15 protein-coding genes are annotated in these 16809 nt (G+C 73.6%); 11 read left to right on the top strand and 4 right to left on the bottom strand.

Annotation, left to right across the window (positions count from 1 at the left end; all coding sequences use genetic code 11):
- Positions 1 to 141 precede the first annotated feature (141 nt).
- The 4 genes from ABGB06_RS19035 (at position 142) to ABGB06_RS19020 (ending at position 5391) form a co-directional block, all read left to right on the top strand.
- The gene (locus ABGB06_RS19035; protein WP_347590872.1) at positions 142 to 957 is read left to right on the top strand and encodes an ABC transporter ATP-binding protein; all 816 of its coding nucleotides are present in this window, start codon (positions 142 to 144) and stop codon (positions 955 to 957) included.
- Between the two features lie 3 nt (positions 958 to 960).
- Entirely contained in the window at positions 961 to 2304 is a 1344-nt protein-coding gene (locus ABGB06_RS19030) for an FtsX-like permease family protein (RefSeq protein WP_347590870.1), read from the top strand.
- A gap of 217 nt (positions 2305 to 2521) precedes the next feature.
- Positions 2522 to 3034, top strand: coding sequence for an SRPBCC family protein (locus tag ABGB06_RS19025; protein WP_347590868.1), 513 nt, complete (start codon positions 2522 to 2524; stop codon positions 3032 to 3034).
- Positions 3035 to 3069: 35 nt separating this feature from the next.
- Positions 3070 to 5391, top strand: a complete 2322-nt coding sequence (locus tag ABGB06_RS19020) for an FdhF/YdeP family oxidoreductase (RefSeq protein WP_347590867.1) — start codon at positions 3070 to 3072, stop codon at positions 5389 to 5391.
- Positions 5392 to 5572: 181 nt separating this feature from the next.
- Here the strand turns inward: ABGB06_RS19020 and ABGB06_RS19015 are convergent, their stop codons facing one another.
- The 3 genes from ABGB06_RS19015 to ABGB06_RS19005 form a co-directional block, all read right to left on the bottom strand.
- On the bottom strand, positions 5573 to 5941 hold the full coding sequence (locus tag ABGB06_RS19015; protein WP_347590865.1) for a hypothetical protein: 369 nt from the start codon (positions 5939 to 5941) through the stop codon (positions 5573 to 5575).
- Positions 5942 to 6009: 68 nt separating this feature from the next.
- Complete coding sequence (locus ABGB06_RS19010; protein WP_347590863.1) at positions 6010 to 7209, bottom strand: hypothetical protein; 1200 nt, start codon at positions 7207 to 7209, stop codon at positions 6010 to 6012.
- The gene (locus ABGB06_RS19005; RefSeq protein ID WP_347590861.1) at positions 7206 to 8714 is read right to left on the bottom strand and encodes a hypothetical protein; all 1509 of its coding nucleotides are present in this window, start codon (positions 8712 to 8714) and stop codon (positions 7206 to 7208) included. Before ABGB06_RS19005 ends, ABGB06_RS19010 begins: the two co-directional genes overlap by 4 nt.
- 471 nt (positions 8715 to 9185) lie before the next feature.
- Here ABGB06_RS19005 and ABGB06_RS19000 point away from each other — a divergent pair, with 471 nt between their 5' ends.
- The 6 genes from ABGB06_RS19000 to ABGB06_RS18975 all read left to right on the top strand — a co-directional run bounded on the left by ABGB06_RS19000 (position 9186) and on the right by ABGB06_RS18975 (position 13819).
- The gene (locus tag ABGB06_RS19000) at positions 9186 to 9785 is read left to right on the top strand and encodes a TetR family transcriptional regulator (protein WP_347590859.1); all 600 of its coding nucleotides are present in this window, start codon (positions 9186 to 9188) and stop codon (positions 9783 to 9785) included.
- Positions 9786 to 9923: 138 nt separating this feature from the next.
- A complete protein-coding gene (locus ABGB06_RS18995; RefSeq protein WP_347590857.1) occupies positions 9924 to 10712 on the top strand; it encodes an alpha/beta fold hydrolase in 789 nt (262 codons plus the stop codon).
- Between the two features lie 209 nt (positions 10713 to 10921).
- Positions 10922 to 11458, top strand: coding sequence for an EF-hand domain-containing protein (locus tag ABGB06_RS18990; protein WP_347590855.1), 537 nt, complete (start codon positions 10922 to 10924; stop codon positions 11456 to 11458).
- Positions 11455 to 12363, top strand: coding sequence for an SAM-dependent methyltransferase (locus tag ABGB06_RS18985; protein WP_347590853.1), 909 nt, complete (start codon positions 11455 to 11457; stop codon positions 12361 to 12363). Before ABGB06_RS18990 ends, ABGB06_RS18985 begins: the two co-directional genes overlap by 4 nt.
- Positions 12364 to 12436: 73 nt before the next feature.
- Positions 12437 to 13138 (top strand): helix-turn-helix domain-containing protein, encoded by a 702-nt coding sequence (locus ABGB06_RS18980; protein ID WP_347590851.1) that lies wholly within the window; start codon positions 12437 to 12439, stop codon positions 13136 to 13138.
- A 120-nt stretch (positions 13139 to 13258) separates the two neighbouring features.
- Positions 13259 to 13819: a dihydrofolate reductase family protein gene (locus ABGB06_RS18975; protein ID WP_347590849.1), complete on the top strand. Its 561-nt coding sequence runs from the start codon at positions 13259 to 13261 to the stop codon at positions 13817 to 13819.
- Positions 13820 to 13912: 93 nt separating this feature from the next.
- On the opposite strand, the gene ABGB06_RS18970 is transcribed toward ABGB06_RS18975, so the two are convergent.
- Positions 13913 to 14860: an aldo/keto reductase gene (locus ABGB06_RS18970; RefSeq protein ID WP_347590847.1), complete on the bottom strand. Its 948-nt coding sequence runs from the start codon at positions 14858 to 14860 to the stop codon at positions 13913 to 13915.
- Positions 14861 to 15057: 197 nt separating this feature from the next.
- Between ABGB06_RS18970 and ABGB06_RS18965 the strand changes: the two genes are divergently transcribed.
- A complete protein-coding gene (locus tag ABGB06_RS18965; protein ID WP_347590845.1) occupies positions 15058 to 16794 on the top strand; it encodes a hypothetical protein in 1737 nt (578 codons plus the stop codon).
- Positions 16795 to 16809: the final 15 nt, after the last annotated feature.

Below are 16809 nucleotides of genomic sequence, written 5' to 3'. Positions count from 1 at the left end.
GGTCCGGCCCCGCCCCGCCCCCCTCCCGGGGTGTACCCAGCACCACCCGGCGTTCGGGCGGTGGGCCCAGTGCCCGCGCCGCCCCGCGTCCGTAGCGTCGTAGACGTGGCGCACAGGGCGCCTGCTCGGGAAGGGGCGACGATGTTTCGCAAGCGGCGCGGGGCCGGACCCGCGAGGAGTGCCGAGGCGCTGCGTCTGGTCGGCGTCAGGAAGGTCCACGGCGCCGGCGGCAACGCCGTGACCGCGCTGGACGACGTGACGCTGAGCCTGCCGGCCGGCAGCTTCACCGCCGTGATGGGCCCTTCCGGCTCCGGCAAGTCGACGCTGCTGCGCTGCGCCGCCGGCCTGGACCGGCCGGACAGCGGCATCGTCGTGGTGGACGGCGAGGAGATGACCGGCGCCAGCGAGGCGGAGCTGACGAAGTTCCGCCGCCAGCGGATCGGCTTCGTCTTCCAGCAGTACAACCTGCTGCCCACCCTCACCGTGACCCAGAACGCGACGCTGCCGCTGAAGCTGGCCAGGCGGCGGATCGACCCGCACCGGACCCGGGAGGTGCTCGCCCTGGTCGGCCTGGCCGACCGGATGGGCCACCGCCCCGACGAGCTCTCGGGCGGGCAGCGACAGCGGGTCGCCATCGCGCGGGCGCTGCTCGCCGAGCCCACCGTGATCTTCGCCGACGAGCCGACCGGCGCGCTGGACACCCGCAGCGCCCGGGACGTGCTGGAGCTGCTCCGGGAGGCGGTGCACGTGCACGGCCGGACCGTGGTGATGGTGACCCACGACCCGGTCGCCGCCTCGTACGCCGACTCCGTGCTGTTCCTGGCGGACGGCCGGCTGGCCGGCAGCCTGGCCGCGCCCACCGTGGACGCGGTCGCCGAGCGGCTCGCGCACCTGGGCGACCCCGCCGCACGGACCACGGCGGCGGCCGCGGACGCGACGCTGGCACTGGGGGTGTGAGCCGTGTTCACCCTGGCCCTGCGCTCGATCCGGCAGCGTCCCGGACGCTTCGCCGGCACCCTGCTGGCCGCGTTCCTCGGCGCGGCGATCATCATGACGTTCAACTCGCTGCACGACACCGCCGGCGCGGCCGGCGTCGACGACACGAGCGCCGAGACGCTCAGCCTCTCCGCCGGCGTGGTCGGCGGCTACGGCACCCTGCTGGTCTTCTTCGCCATCGCCTCCACGCTGACCGTGAACGTCCGGCAGCGCGAGGAGGAGATCGAGCTGCTGCGCTGCAGCGGCGCCACCCCCGCGCAGATCAAGCGGATGGTGGTCGGCGAGGCCGCCGTGATCGGGCTCGCCGGCGCGCTGCTGGCGATCCTGCCGGCGATGCTCGGCGGGCGGGCGCTGCTCGACATGTTCCAGGACACCGACCAGGTGGCGGAGAACGTCGACCACGCCTTCGGGTTCATCGCGCTCTACTCGGGCTTCGCCGTCACCCTGCTGACCTCGGTCGGCGCCGCGTTCCTGGCGGTGCGGCGGGCCACCGGGGCGGGCGGCGCGGCGAAGGGACGCCGGCCGCGTGGCCGGGCGCGCACCATCGCTGGCGGCGCGGCGCTGGTGGCCGGCGCGGGCGGCGTCAGCTCCACCTTCGCCTTCGAGTCGACGGACCCGGGCCTGATGGCGGCCCCCGCGTGGGGCGCGATCCTGCTCTCGGTGGGCTTCGCGATGTTCTCGCCGGCGCTGCTGCGGACCGCGCTCGGCTGGCTGCGCCGCCCGATCGGTGCGGTCGCGGGCCCCAGCGGCTATCTGGCGGTGCGGAACATGAGGCAGCGCGCCGAGCGGCTGGCCGGTGTGCTGATGCCGCTGGTCGTCTTCACCGGCATCGCGACGGCGACGCTGTACATGCAGGCGGTGGAGAACGAGGCGCTCGACGCGTCCGGGCTCACCCGTGCGGTGGACGACAAGAATCTGGAGACCCTCAACCTCACGGTGGTCGGCATCATCGTGGCGTTCTGCTGCGTGATGCTGATCAACAGCCTGTACGCGGCGACGTCCTACCGGCGCGAGGAGTTCGCCCGGCAGCGCCTGGTCGGCGCCACGCCGGCGCAGGTGCAGGGCATGGTGCTGACCGAGGGCCTGCTGCTCGCGGTGACCGGCGTGGGCCTCGGCTCGGCGGCGGCGCTGGCCGGGATCGTGCCGTTCACCGTGGTCCGCAGCGACACGGTGCTGCCGCAGCAGGGCCTGGGGATCTGGTTCGGGGTGGTGGCGATCGCGGTCGCGGCGACGCTGGTCACCTGCGTGGCCACGACGCGCCGGGCGCTGCGCGTGCCGGCGGCCGAGGCGGTGTCGCTGGCCGCCTGAGCCGGGTCGGAGACACCGGAAGACGACGGGCAACGACGGGAAACGACGGGAATGCGCGGGGCGGTCGCGGGGGCGGCCGCCGCCGCGCGTTTCCGCTTGCCGCCGGGCCGCGTGCCGCCGGGCCGGTGCGGCGGGGTTGAAGACGCCCGGGTGAGGGCACTCGGCGGGAACCGCCGCGGGGATCCGTGGCGGTGGTCGGGCGAGAGGCAGGGCGGTCATGGGCAGCACCGAGGCGTCCGTCGACGTCGACGTCCCGGTCCACACCGCCTACAACCAGTGGACCCACCTGGAGAGCTTCCGCCACTTCATGTCCGGCGTCCGGAGCGTCGACCGCCCCCGCCCGACCCTGACCCACTGGGTGGTCAGGGTCGGCCCGCTGACCCGCGAGTTCGACGCCGAGATCGTGGAACAGCGCCCCGACGAGCGCCTCGCCTGGCGCACCCTGCACCAGCCCCGGCACACCGGCACCGTGACGTTCACCGCGCTGGGCGACCAGCGCTGCCGGATCGCCCTCCGGATCGACACCGCGCCACGCGGTCTTGTGGAGCGAACCGGTGAGACCCTGGGAGTCACCCGCCGCAAGGTGAGGAGCGACCTGGCGCGTTTCAAGGAGTTCATCGAGGAGCAGGAGCGCGAGACCGGGCGGTGGCACGGCGAGATCAGCGGCAGCCACGTGCGGCCGGACGCCGAGGCGAAGGGCCCCGACGTCCCGGACTGGCCACACGGCTGAGCTTCAGCGGGCAGCGAGAGAAGAGGATGATGGGCGTGGGGCAGGAGCCACCGGTCGAGCCACCGGTCGAGGACCCGGGCGGCGACCAGGCGGAGATCAGCAGCCCGAAGACGTGGGCGGCCGGCGTTCCCGCGGTGGCGAGCGCCCTGCGGTACTCGCTGGGCCAGACGTCGGCGCGGCGCACCGCGTTGACGCTGCTGAACCTGAACCAGACCACCGGACTCGACTGCCCCGGCTGCGCCTGGCCCGACCCGGCGCCCGGGCACCGCACGAGGAACGAGTACTGCGAGAACGGCGCCAAGCACGTCAACGACGAGGCGACGTCCCGGCGCGTCACCGCCGACTTCTTCCGGCGGCACTCGGTCGACCAGCTCGCCGGGAGCTCCGACCAGTGGCTGAACCAGCAGGGCCGGCTCACCGAGCCGATGGTGAAACGCGAGGGCTCCGACCACTACGAGCCCATCGGCTGGGACGACGCGCTGCGACTGCTGGCCGACGAGCTGAACGGCCTGGGCTCCCCCGACGAGGCCGTCTTCTACACCTCGGGCCGGGCCGGAAACGAACAGGCGTTCCTGCTGCAGCTCCTCGCCCGCGCCTTCGGCACCAACAACCTCCCCGACTGCTCCAACATGTGCCACGAGTCCAGCGGCGCCGCGCTGAACCAGACGCTCGGCGTCGGCAAGGGCAGTGTCAGCCTGGTCGATTTCTCCCACGCCGACCTGATCATCACCCTCGGGCAGAACCCGGGCAGCAACCACCCGCGGATGCTGACCGCGTTGGAGGAGAACAAGCGCAGGGGCGGCCGCATCATCGCCGTCAACCCACTGCCCGAGGCGGGCCTGAAGCGCTTCCGGAACCCGCAGAAGTCGCGCGGCGTGGTCGGCCGCGGCACCCAACTCGCCGACGACTTCCTGCAGATCCGGCTCGGCGGCGACCTCGCGCTGTTCCAGGCGCTCAACCTGCTGCTGTTGGAGGCCGAGGACGCCGCGCCCGGCACCGTGCTCGACCGGTCGTTCATCGAGGAACACACCAGTGGCTTCGACGACTTCGCCGCCCAGCTCCGAAGCACCGTCTCCTGGCCCGAGGTGCTGGTCGCCACCGGGCTCACCCGCGCGGACATCGAGCGGCTGCGCGACCAGGTGCTGGCCAGCGAACGGATCATCGCCTGCTGGGCGATGGGCCTCACCCAGCACAAGCACGCCGTGCCCACCATCCGGGAGATCGTCAACTTCCAACTGCTGCGCGGCAACGTCGGGCGCCCCGGCACCGGCGTCTGCCCGGTGCGCGGCCACAGCAACGTCCAGGGCGACCGGACCATGGGCATCTGGGAGAAGATGCCGCAGCGGTTCCTCGACGCGCTGGGCACGGAGTTCTCCTTCACGCCGCCCAGCCACCACGGCTTCGACACCGTCGAGGCCATCCGCGCCATGCGCGACGGCCGTGCCCGGATCTTCCTCGGCCTCGCCGGCAACTTCGTCCGGGCCACCCCCGACAGCGACGTCACCGAACGCGCCCTGCGCGGCTGCCGGCTCACGGCCCACATCTCCACCAAGCTCAACCGCTCGCACGCCGTCTGCGGCGACATCGCGCTCATCCTCCCCACCCTCGGCCGCAGCGACCGCGACGTGCAGGCCGGCGGCGAGCAGTTCGTCACCGTCGAGGACTCGATGAGCCAGGTCCACGCCTCCCGCGGCCGCCTGGAGCCGGCCTCCCCGCATCTGCTCAGCGAGGTCGCGATCATCAGCCGGCTGGCGCGCCACGTCCTCGGCGACCGGGTGCCGGTGCCGTGGGAGGAGTTCGAGGCGGACTACGACACCATCCGCGACCGGATCTCCCGCGTCGTCCCCGGCTTCCACGACTACACCGCCCGCGCGTCCCAACCCGGCGGCTTCGGCCTCCCCAACCCGGTCAACGAGGGCGTCTTCAACACCTCCACCGGCAAGGCGGTCTTCTCCCGCAACGACTTCTACGCGCCGCCGCTCCCGGAGGGCCACCTGCTGCTCCAGACCCTCCGCTCGCACGACCAGTGGAACACGGTCCCGTACACCATGAACGACCGCTACCGCGGCATCCACGGCTCCCGCCGCGTCGTGCTGGTGAACCCGGCCGACCTCGCCGCCCTCGGCCTCACCGACGGCACGCTCGTCGACCTCGTCTCCGTCTGGCGCGACGACACCGAACGCCGCGCCCCCGCCTTCCGCCTCGTCTCCTACCCCACCACCCCCGGCTGCGCCGCCGCCTACTACCCCGAGACCAACGTCCTGATCCCCCTCGACAGCGTCGCCGACACCAGCAACACCCCCACCTCCAAATCCATCCCCATCCGCCTGGAACCCACGACGTCTCCGACGCCGTGAGCTTGGCGCCCGCCGGATCCGATCAGTCGTCCGGGTCGAGGCGGTCGATCGCGTAGTCGTCCATGCGGACCTGGCAGGCCTCCCGGGTCCGGGGATCCCAGATGTAGATGCGCTCGCCGGTGGACCCGAACGAGACGAGGGTGCGATCCGTCGCGGGTCGGCAGCCCAGGTATGCCGGGCTCTAGGCGCTGGCAGCGCCGCGCAGCCACGTCCGGTCGGGCGTGGCGGGCAGTCGATCCACGCGATAGAGCCGTGGTGCCTCGGGCGGCCGCACGAACTCCGCCGACCGGACGGTGAGGTCGATCGCCTGCCGCGCCGCGAGGTCGCCGACCTCGCGAACGGCGGCGCGGCGAACGAGGAACTCGGAGCCGGGCAGCAGGACGTCGATGAGCGCCAGCACCCGTCCGGTCCGGCGGCACACCGACACGTCCTCGCCGAGGTACCAACCACGCTGCTGGACGACGTCACGTAACCGCTCCAGATCCGCCCGGTCGTCCACCACCGACACCGCCACCCGCACCCGCCGAAGCGCCACACCCTGCCGCCGCACCGCGTCCACCCCTCACCATTCGTTCCTGTTCCACTGCGCTCAGTCAGGCTAGGAGACGCCTCCGACAGTCACCCGGGAGAGCCGCGTCCCTGGGACTGCCGGGCCTCCTTCCTGATGCGGTGGGCGACCTCGTGGGCGTTGAGGAGAGGGCCGAAGCCGGCGGTGGTGATGCGGTGGGTCAGGTCGGCGTAGGAGCAGCCGAGGGCCTCCGCCGTGCGGCCGAGGTGCCAGTCGCAGTCGGCGAGCCGGCGCAGCAGGTAGCCGCGGCGGATCTGGTGGGTGGAGAGGCGGAAGGTCTTCAGGTAGGCGGTCCGGCCCTTGCGGTCCGTGATCAGCTCGCCGATGTGCTGCTCCCCGCCGCCGCGATGGAACGGCGGCAGGAAGCGGTACAGGTCGAACGAGCCCATGCGGTAGGCGCGTTCGAAGGAGTACCGGGTCTCCAGGAGGTCCCGGGCCAGCAGCCCGTCGTGTGCCTCGTGCCACGCGCGCTCCTGTTCGCGCGCCGCGGCGCGCAGGTCGGCGAGCGTGCGCACGCCGCCGTCCCGGATCCGGGCGCCGAACTCCGGCACTGGCGCGCCGTAGAGCGCGTACTGGTGCACCAGCTCGCCGTAGAGGTCCCGGACCAGCGTCGGGTGCAGGGCGCGGTAGTCGTCGGGATGCGGCACGACGAAGGCCGCGGCGAGCGCGTCCGCCGCGTACACCATCACCCCGCACTGGCGCGGGTGGATCTCGAAGACCCGCAGCGCGTCCCCGAGTCCGCGCACCTCCCAGCCGGCGTACGCGGCCTCCGCGCGCGGCGACAGCCCCTGCCGCACCGCGCGTTGCGACCACTCGTCCCAGACCGTGGTCGGACCGCCGAAGTGCAGCGCCAGGTACCCCTCCAGCGCGAGGTGCAGCGGCAGGAAGCGGAGCCGCGGCTCGGCCCGGCCGGTGCCCTTCTCCCGCCGGCGCTTCGCCAGCCGGTGGTGGAACCGCAGCGGCACGCGGGGCGCCTGGGCCGCGTCCCGGCCCAGTTGGGTGCCGTACGCGGCGGCCTGGGTGCCGTCCCCCGACCAGTCGGCGACGAAGCCGTGCGGGATGTACGAGACGTACGCGGTCCCGTCGCCGAGGTCCACGGCGCCGTATCCGCCCCCGGTGCCGCCGTCGTACGCCTCGCGGTGCAGCCGCAGCCCGGCCACCGGCTCCGCGCGCAGCAGCGGCACGAGGCGGATGCCGCCCCACACCTGGGCGGGCGCGGCGGTCAGCCCGGTCAGGTCGATCCGGCTCACGGCGCCGCCTCCTCCGAGTCCGAGCCCGAGCCCGAGTCCGAGTGCGAGCCCGAGTCCGAGTGCGGGGCCCCCGGGACGTCGCCCAGGAACAGCTCGACCCGCCGGTCCAGGTAGGCCCGCAGCTCCGCCAGCCCGGTGCGCCCCTCCGCGAACTGCGCGATCTCCGCCAGCGCCGGCAGGTCCTCCGCGTCCCGGACGCCGGCCGTCGGCACCCGCGGCGCGAGCCGCCGCACGTCGAAGCCGTCCGCGTCGTAGACCGGGTTCAGGTGGACGACGCCGGTCCGGCGCTCCGGGTCGAGGCGGGCGCGCCACACGCGCAGCACCTCGCCCGCGAGTCCCGGCGGCGCGTTGTCCCAGCCGTCCGAGACGATGACGAGCCGCTCGGGCGACGTCTCCAGCGCGTCGAGGATCCGGGCGCCGAGCGGCGTCGGCCCGAACGGCCGGACCAGCAGCGGGTCCGTGCCACCCGAGGTCCAGTGCGCCGCGTAGGTCCCCGCCAGCGCCTCCAGCAGGAAGTGGCTGGCCAGCGCCACCGCGAGCGGGCGGCGCCGCTTGACCGCCGAACCGGACGCCGAGTAGCTGTCGTCGAGCACGGCCGCGACCCGGCCCCAGGTGCCGGCGTGCGGCCCGGCCACCCGCCGGGCGGCCGACCGCAGCGCGCCGGTCAGCTCCGCGCGCCGGCGCACGCGCGCCTCGACGTCGAGCGACAGCACGTAGAGCGCGAGCCGGGTCAACGGCATGGTGGCCAGGTCGGTGGCCGATCCGGGGCCGGCCTGACGCTGGGTGCGCAGCCGCTCCAGGCGGGTCATGCGGGACGCGATCCGCTCCAGGAAGACGTCGCGCGGGATGCCGTGCCGGGCGGCGAAGCCCTCGGCCGTGGTGAACGGCAGCTCGTAGAGCGCGGCCTGCTCGTAGTGCGCACGCCGGTACGCGTCGAGGCGGGCGTCCGCATAACGCGCACGCCCCCGCCGCGCCGACGCGAACAGGAAGTCACCCACCTCGCCGTCCCGTTCGCCGCCCCGGTCCAGCGGCAGGTGCGCGTGCCGGGCGGCGGTCTTCACGCCGCTCCGGTACTTCACCGCGTCGTGCGCCAGGTCCGGGCGCGCCGCGAGCCAGTCGCGCACGATCGCGCGGGTCCGCCGGTTGTTGACCCGGGCCGCGCGCAGGGCGGCGAACAGCCGGTACACGCGCTGCGGCGGCATCGCGGCGAGCCGCGCGGCGATCAGCCGTCCCTCCACCCGCCGCTCCGCGGGCCCGACCTCGCCGGCCGTCCGCAGCAGCCACTCGACGATCCGCGCCGCGTTGTGGTCGTTGATGTCCAGCGCGAGCGCGGCGGCGTAGACCGGGCGGTAGTTGACCCGCACGTACGCGTGCAGGAAGTCGAGCGAGAGCCGCTGCTCGTGCTCGCCGGCGTGGAACTCGCGCTGCCCGGTCGCCGTGACGGCGGCGTTGACGAAGAGCAGCACGTCCTCGGCCGCGACCAGGTCGGCGAACGACTCCGCCATGGCTTCTCCCCCCGGGCCCGTGAGCGGTCGCCGGCCGGGGAATGAGGGCGTGAGCAGCGAAATACATGCTGAACAGGCAGGTCTCGGAAGTCACACCGAAGTCCCACGGCCGGCCCCCGCAGCCTAACCCCGCCCCACTCCCGACCCGTACCGCTTTTACCGCCGCGCACGAACGGGGGCGTGGCCGCTATGCGGGCACGCCCCCGTTGCCTTCCCGACCACGGCGGTCAGCCGCGGGTGCCCGGCTTGGGGAAGGGCCGTGGGCGGGGTTGGGAGCGGGGCATGGGGCGGCGGGGCTGGGGGAACGGCCGGCCGCCGCGGCCGTGCCTCGCCCGCGGGGAAACGCGTCGGGTGGTCTGAGCTCGCATGGGGATCCTCCTAATCGCTCCATCTGATGTACTCTGCTTGAAGTGCTTTGAACGTACTACTGCACCTGCAGTGGTGTCAACGGCTTCCCTCGGGAGATTCCAGATGCGGCAGAACCCCGCCCGGCGCACCGCGCTGCTCGACGCGGCCATCGAAGTCCTCGCCCGCGAGGGCTCACGCGGGCTCACGCTGCGCGCCGTGGACAAGGAGGCCGCGGTGCCGGTCGGCACGGCCTCCAACTACTTCGCGAACCGGGCCGAGTTGCTGCGGCAGATCATGGACCGCACGACCCAGCGCCTCACCCCGGACGAGGCGGAGCTGACGGCCACCATGACCGCCGAGCCCTCCCGGGAGCTGACGGTCACCCTGCTGCGCCAGCTCCTCGACCGGATGCGCGCCGACCGCAGCAGCCATCTCGCGATGCTGGAGCTGCGCCTGGAGGCCACCCGCCGCCCGGAGCTCCGGGCCGACCTGACCGACCGGTTCACCGCGATGCTCGACGACAACATCGCCTGGCACCTCGACGCCGGCCTCCCCGGCGACCGCACCACGGTGCTGCTGCTCTACCTCGCCATGCTCGGCCTGATCATCGACGACCTCACGGTCCCCGACCTCCTCCGGCCGCACTCCCCCGACGCCCTCATCGCCTCCCTGGTCGACCGCGCCGCCCCGACGAACGCGGACCCGTCCGACGACCGGCCCTGAACGACCCGGGGGCGACGAAGCACCCGGAGCGATCGCCCCGGCTTCGCCGTCCGCTCGGGGCACGGGCCACGGGCCACGGGCCACGGGGCACGGGGCAACGCGGGTACCCTGCTCGACGGCAGGGGAGCGAGGAAACCGATGACGTACGCCATGACACCGGACGGAACCCGCATCGCGTACCAGCTCCAGGGGCAGGGGGCGCCGCTGGTCCTGCTGGCGGGCCAGGCCAACAACCACCGCTGGTGGGACGCGGTTCGCGCCGACTTCCATCCCGCGCGCAGCACCCTCACGCTCGACTACCGCGGCACCGGCGACAGCGACAAGCCCGACGCTCCCCACAGCACCGAACTGTTCGCCCGGGACGTCATCGCCGTCCTCGACGAACTCGGCATCGACCGGGCCGACGTCTACGGCACGTCCATGGGCGGGCGGGTGGCCCAGCATCTCGCGGCCCGCCACCCCCACCGGGTAGGCGCCCTGGTCCTCGGCTGTACCTCACCCGGCGGCCCGCACGGCGTCGAACGCGACAACGACGTCCGCCGGGCCCTGACGCGGTCACGGCCCGGAGCCGCGCGACAGGCCCTTCTGGAGCTGATGTACACCCCTCGATGGCTCGCCACCCATCCCGGCCCGCACCACACCCTCGGGGACCCTCGCATGCCCGCCCACGCCCGGCGCCACCACCTCGCGGCCAGCGACCAGCACGACGCCTGGCATCTCCTGCCGGACATCAGCGCGCCCACCCTGGTCGTCCACGGAAGCGACGACCGGCTCAACCCCACCGCCAACGCTCCCCTGCTCGCCAACCGCATCCCCGGCGCCCGACTGCACCTGATCCCCAACGGCCGGCACGCCTACTTCGAGGAGCACCGCGCCCACGCCAGCCCTCTCGTCCTGGACTTCCTCACCACCGCGCCCACACCGTAGGAACAGCGCAGCGGTAGCGGACGGCAGCCCGAACAGTCCCGAGGAGACCCCGAGCAGGACCGAGCAGGAAGCCCTTGCGGATCAAACCCCGCACCCGCGTATTTCACCCGATCGGGTGAGTGCGGCCGCTTCGACCCCACCGCGCCGGGCGGGCTCCCGATAGTGGGGGCAGCGCACCATCACACCTTCCATCTCATCCGAGGACATCCATGCGCTCTGAGGCAGTCAGCCGCGTCCGGCTCGTCTTCTCCCTCTTCGACGTCAACGGCAACGGGCACCTCGAGGCCGACGACTTCGACCTGATGGCCGCCCGGGTCGACGAGGCGGCGGTCGCCTCCGACGAGGGCGAGAGGGCGGCGATGCGGGCCGCGTTCCGCCGGTACTGGACCACCCTCCGCACGGAGTTGGACGCCGACCACGACGGCCGGATCAGCTTCGACGAGTACACGGCCTGCGTGTTGTCGCCCGAGCGGTTCGACGAGACCATCGACGAGTTCGCCGAGGCGCTCTCCACCCTCGGGGACCCGAACGGCGACGGCACCGTCCAACGCCCGGTCTTCGTGGCGCTGATGACGGCGATCGGCTTCGACCGTTCGAACATCGACGCCCTCTTCGACGCCTTCGGTCCCTCCGACGACGACCGCATCGCGAAGGAGACCTGGGCCGCCGGCATCCGGGAGTACTACGCCCCCGAGACGGCGGACACGCCCGGCAACCTCCTGGTCGGACCGGCGCCGACCCCGTGACCGGCCCCGTGACCGACGCGGAGGACGGCATAGCGGAGGACGGCATAGGGGACGGGGTCGGGCGGACGGCCCTGATGGTCGCCGCGGCCCGAGCCATCGAGACCCACCGGACCGACACCCTGGTGCGGGACGTCCACGCCGAGCACTTCGTCCGCGCCGCGCGGGCGTCCGCGGACTGGCCGGTCCGCCCGGAGCAGGTCCCGGACGGCGACGCCAACCCGTTGTGGGGCCGCCTCGGTCGCTACTTCGGCCTGCGCACCCGGGTCTTCGACGACTTCGCCCTCCGTTCGGCCCGGTCGGGCGCCCGCCAGATCGTGCTCCTCGGCGCGGGCCTGGACACCCGCGCCTTCCGCCTCGACTGGCCGCCGGACCGCGTGGTCTTCGAGCTCGACAGCGCCGGGGTGCTCGCCTTCAAACGGAACGTGCTGGCCGGCCGGCGCGCCGTTCCCCGCGCGGCCCTCGTGCCGATCGCGGTCGACCTCCGCACCGACTGGTCGGGCGCGCTGACCGCCGCCGGCTTCGACCCCACCCTCCCCACCGTGTGGCTGGCCGAGGGCCTGCTGTTCTACCTGCCGGCCGCCGCCGAGCGGCGCCTCGTCGACACCATCCACCGGCTGAGCGTCCCGGGCAGCGCCCTGGCCTACGAGGCGAAGGCCGACGCGACGTCCCTCGCCGCGGCCAGCGACCCGATCTACGCCGCCACGCTCCACCAGATCGGCGTCAACTTCCTCGCCCTCTTCGACGGCGCGCCCCGCCCCGACTCCGCGGCGGACCTGCGGGCCCGCGGCTGGTCCACCTCGGTCCGCACCCCGTTCGACCACGCCCACCTCAACCCGCGCGCCCTGCCCGCCGAACCCCGCGACACCCTCGCCACCAACCGCTGGGCCTTCGCGACCCTCGGCTAGCCCCCGGGCCGGGACCGGGGGCGTGCCACACTGGCCGCCTGGGCAGGGCCGGCCGAGCGGGGGGAGCGCGCCGATGGGCCTGGAGATCGAGAGCCGACCGTCCGACTCGCCGTTCGTCGAGGCCGTGTGGCGGAGCCGCAGCCGCGGCGTCGACCGGATGACGTCGGTCGCGGCGACGACCTGGGACCTGGTCGTCTGCGAGCAGCGCGGCCGGATCATGGTCACGGTGCAGGGCCCCGAGTCGGCGGCGAGCCGGGCCCCGGTGCCGGAGGAGGCCGCGTTCGTCGGGATCACCTTCGCGCTGGGCACGTCGATGCCGCATCTCCCGATCGGCGGGCTGGTGAACGGCGCCGTCGACATACCCGACGCGACGCGCCGGACGTTCTGGTTGAAGGGCTCCGCCTGGCGGCTGCCCGACTACGACAACGCCGAGGCGTTCGTCCGACGGCTGGTGCGCGAGGAGGTGCTGGTCTCCGACCCGCTCGTCGCCGACGTGCTGCGCGGCGCGCCACCCGACCTCTCCGCGCGCACCGTGCAGCGGCGCTTCCTCGCCGCGACCGGGTTCACCCGCGGCGCCGTCGAGCGGATCCACCGCGCCCGGGAGGCGGCCCATCTGCTCCACGCCGGGATACCGGCCCTGGACGTGGTGCACCGGCTGGGCTACTTCGACCAGCCGCATCTGGCGCGGTCGTTGAGCCGCTTCATCGGGCGAACGGCGACGCAGCTGCGTACCCGGGATCCCGCGGAGCCGATGTCGCTCACGTACAAGACCTGACCCGCGCCCCGGTCTACCCTCACACCACGGCCACCGAGCCCGGACCGCCCCAGGCGCCCAACCTGGAGCACATGCGGGGGGCGTGCGCCCCGGCACAGGAACGCAGGAAAGGTCGCCACCATGCGCAAAGTCGTTTCGACCCTCTTCTTCTCGCTCGACGGCGTCGCCGAATCGCCCGACCAGTGGCAGTTCGCGTTCGACGACGAGATGGGCGCCGTTTTGAGCGACGCGCTGGAGAGCAACGACACGGTGCTCCTCGGCCGGGTGACCTACTCCGAATGGGCCGGCTACTGGCCGACCGTGACCAGCGGCGAGGACGCGGGCTTCGCGGACTGGATCAACAACGCGCCCAAGTACGTCGCCTCCACCACACTGGACTCCGTGTCCGAATGGGCGAACAGCACCCTGCTCAAGGGCGATCTGGCCACCGCGATCCGGGAGCTCAAGGCCACCGAGGGCAAGGGCATCTCGGTCGCCGGCAGCCCGGGCCTGGTGCGGTCCCTCATCGCCCAGGACCTGCTCGACGAGCTCGTGCTGCTGATCCACCCGGTGATCGCCGGCGAGGGCCGGAAGAAGCTCTTCGCCGACGACGCCGCGTTGAAGAAGCTCGAACTGGTGAGCTCGCAGCAGACCAGCAGCGGCGTGATCATCGCCACCTACCACCCGGTGCGCTCGGCCTGACGGAGAGCCCCGGCAACGGCGGGCCGCCGCACCGGGACCGGCACGTCGTGCTCGGCGTGCGGGGCCCGGTGTCGGCGCGGCCCGCCGGCCCGGTCACGCGGCTTCGTCGAGCAGGCGGCGGTGTTCGGCGGGCAGTTCCAGGCGCACGCCGGCCACCGCCTCGTCGAGTTGCTCCGGCGTGCTGACGCCGACGATGGGGGTGAGGGCGGGCTCGCCGCCCACCAGCCACGCGAGGACGACCTGGTTGCGGCTGACGCCGAGTTCCTCGGCGACCCGGCCCAGGGCCGCCAGCCGCCGGTCGTTGCCCACGTGCTGGTACGGCTCGCCCAGCGGCCGGTCGGGGCGCGTGTAGGAGCCGTTGAGCAGGGCGGTGTAGACCCACAGGGTGAGTTCGGGGTCGGTCCGGACGTAGTCGAGCGTCTCCTCGGTGACCCAGCCGTAGGGGTGGTCCTGGCCGGCCACGGGCGCGCCGGGGCGGGGCCGCAGGTACGAGTGGCGCAGCTGGAGCGCCGTGAACTCGGCCCAGCCGTGCCCGCGCGCGATCTGCCGGGACCGCTCCACGCGCCACAGCGGATGGTTCGAGGAGCCGAGCCGGGCGACCGTGCCGGCCCCGACCAGTTCCGCGAGGGCGCCGGCCGTCTCCTCGAGGCCGACCGACCGGTCCTCCATGTGGGTCCAGTACAGGTCGATGCGTTCGGTGCCGAGCCGCCGCAGGCTGCCCTCGACGCCGGCGCCGATCGCCTTCGCGGACAGCCCTTCCCGGTTGGCGGGCCACTCGCCGGGACCGACCGGCTCCGCGCCGACCTTGGTGCTGAGGTACACCCGGTCCCGCATGCCGGGTCGCCCGGCCAGCCACTGCCCGACGACCTCCTCGCTCTTTCCCCCGTGGCCGTCGTCGTCGGCCCAGAAGGCGTAGCAGTCCGCGGTGTCGAGGAGCGTTCCGCCGGCGTCAACGAACCGGTCCAGCAGGTCGAACGAGGTCGGCGCGTCCTGCCGGGTGCCGAAGTGCATCGTGCCGAGCGCGAGGTTGAGCGCGGTCATGGCGTTCCTTCCCGTGATTCCGCGGGTCTGGGGGTCCCCCCGGCCGAAGGCTGGCCGAGGGACACGAGCCTGGCACCTGGAGTGCTCTCCAGGGCAAGACCGTCGCCCGCTCGTTCCCCGCTTCTGGGACCCCTCCCGGCCGCCGTCCCAACAATGGGAAACGGAACGTCGTGTGCGCCCAGGGGGAGGAAGATCCAGTGGACCCGACACCCGCGATGCCCGACCGGCCGCCGTCGCCGCCACCGCCGGCATCGACACCGCCGGCATCGACACCGGACCCGGACCCAGACCCGGCACCGGAACCGACCGGGGCCAGGACCGCTCGCCGCTCCCGAGACCCCTTCGCCGTCGCGCTCGCCAACGTCTCCCTCCTCGGCGCCGGCTACCTGATGCTCGGGCGGCGACGCCTGGCCGTCGGCACGGTGGCGGCCACGGCCGTCCTCGTCGCCGTCCTCGCCTCCGGCGCGCAGGCCACGTGGTTCCGGATCGCGGTGCTGCTGTGGTGGGTGGCCCTCGTGCTGCACGGCTGGTATCTGGCGGGCGGCTGGCCGCGCCGCACCGCACGGGACGCGACCGCGGCCGCCGTCGACACCCCGAACACCCCGAACATCGCGAACACCACGGCCACCACGGCCACCGATCTCGGCCGGCCCGGGGTGCGGCGGCAGCGGCTCGTGGCGCTCGGCGTCGCGGCTCCCGTCCTGCTGGTCTTCGCGGTGCTGCGGGTCGACGCCGCCGGGATCGAGCGGGACGCGGCCGACGCGCACCGCGGGGACGACTGCGCGGCGGCGTTGTCGATCCTGGACGGCCTGTGGGCCGGACACCAGGTGACCGACCCCGCGCTGGTCGACCGGGCCGACGACGCCGTCGAGGCCTGCGAACTGCTGCTGCGCGCCGAACGGCAGGCCGAGGACGACCGGCTGCGGGCCGCCGACACGCTGGAGACGTACGAGGAGCACCCCGCGGCGCTGTGGGAGGGCGCGCCGGGACGCCGGGCCGATCTCGTCCTCGCGGAGGCCGCCGAGGAGTTCGACTCCGCGACGGTGAGCGGCGACACCGCGGCCCTGGCCACCGGCTTCGACCAGCTCGCCACGGTGCTGGCGGAGTTCCCCGGCCAGGAGAACGAGGTCGAGCGGGTCCTGGACGGCTTCCTCGACGCGCTGCCGCTGGACGACGCCTGCGACACCAGGGACGTCACCGACTGGCTCGCCGGCCGGCCGACCAGCGACGACGTGCTGGACCGCGCCGCCGACGTGGTCCCGACCGTCGCGCCCGCGGCGATCGTGGGCTGCGCCGACGACGCCATGGCGGACGACCACTGGGACCAGGCCCGCGACCGCTACCAGCAGCTGCTCGACGAGTACCCGGACCACGACCTCGCCGCCCAGGCCGCGGACGGCGTCGAACGGGCGGAGACGGCCATCGAGTTCGACCAGCTCCGCGAGCTCCTCGCGCCCGGTTCGGGCTCCTCCGGCGACCAGCCCGCCTACTGCGACGACCCCGCGCCCTACCGCGGCGCGGAACCGTTCCGCGGCGACGGCTCGAACCCCGCGCTGGTCTACGGCGAACCCGCCAGCCACGAGGGCCACCTGCCGGGATCCTGGCTCGCCGACGGCGCCGACGACGCCGTGCTGGTCATCTGCGTCGGCGACCTGAAGCAGGGCACCTCGGTCTGCACGGAGCGGTACGAGACCCCGCTGCACGACTGGGGCACGGAGGTGACGTTCCACAACCGGCGGTTCCCCGTGGAGGTGTACGAGGTGCGCACCGGCGAGCGGGTGAGCGACGAGCGCATGGAGATCGGCGGCACCGGCTGCCCGTACACCGTGGAGTACGAGTACTACGGCATCGACACCGGCCCGCCGTCCGACATGTACGTCGACTCGTCGCCCTCGGACGTGAGTTCCGCCTACGAGTCGCTGATCACCCCGTGACGCCCGACCGACCTC

This window comes from Streptomyces sp. B6B3 (genome assembly GCF_039871525.1).
In the GTDB taxonomy this organism is placed as follows: domain Bacteria; phylum Actinomycetota; class Actinomycetes; order Streptomycetales; family Streptomycetaceae; genus Streptomyces.
Note: the sequence above shows the minus strand (reverse complement) of the source record. Positions and strands in the feature narration are given on the sequence as shown.

Excerpts from the sequence above, each read along its gene's own strand:
- ABGB06_RS19035 (WP_347590872.1), top strand. The coding sequence starts at position 142 with ATGTTTCGCAAGCGGCGCGGGGCCGGACCCGCGAGGAGTGCCGAGGCG.
- ABGB06_RS19025 (WP_347590868.1), top strand. The coding sequence starts at position 2,522 with ATGGGCAGCACCGAGGCGTCCGTCGACGTCGACGTCCCGGTCCACACC.
- ABGB06_RS19005 (WP_347590861.1), bottom strand. The coding sequence starts at position 8,714 with ATGGCGGAGTCGTTCGCCGACCTGGTCGCGGCCGAGGACGTGCTGCTC.
- ABGB06_RS19000 (WP_347590859.1), top strand. The coding sequence starts at position 9,186 with ATGCGGCAGAACCCCGCCCGGCGCACCGCGCTGCTCGACGCGGCCATC.
- ABGB06_RS18995 (WP_347590857.1), top strand. The coding sequence starts at position 9,924 with ATGACGTACGCCATGACACCGGACGGAACCCGCATCGCGTACCAGCTC.
- ABGB06_RS18990 (WP_347590855.1), top strand. The coding sequence starts at position 10,922 with ATGCGCTCTGAGGCAGTCAGCCGCGTCCGGCTCGTCTTCTCCCTCTTC.
- ABGB06_RS18980 (WP_347590851.1), top strand. The coding sequence starts at position 12,437 with ATGGGCCTGGAGATCGAGAGCCGACCGTCCGACTCGCCGTTCGTCGAG.
- ABGB06_RS18975 (WP_347590849.1), top strand. The coding sequence starts at position 13,259 with ATGCGCAAAGTCGTTTCGACCCTCTTCTTCTCGCTCGACGGCGTCGCC.
- ABGB06_RS18970 (WP_347590847.1), bottom strand. The coding sequence starts at position 14,860 with ATGACCGCGCTCAACCTCGCGCTCGGCACGATGCACTTCGGCACCCGG.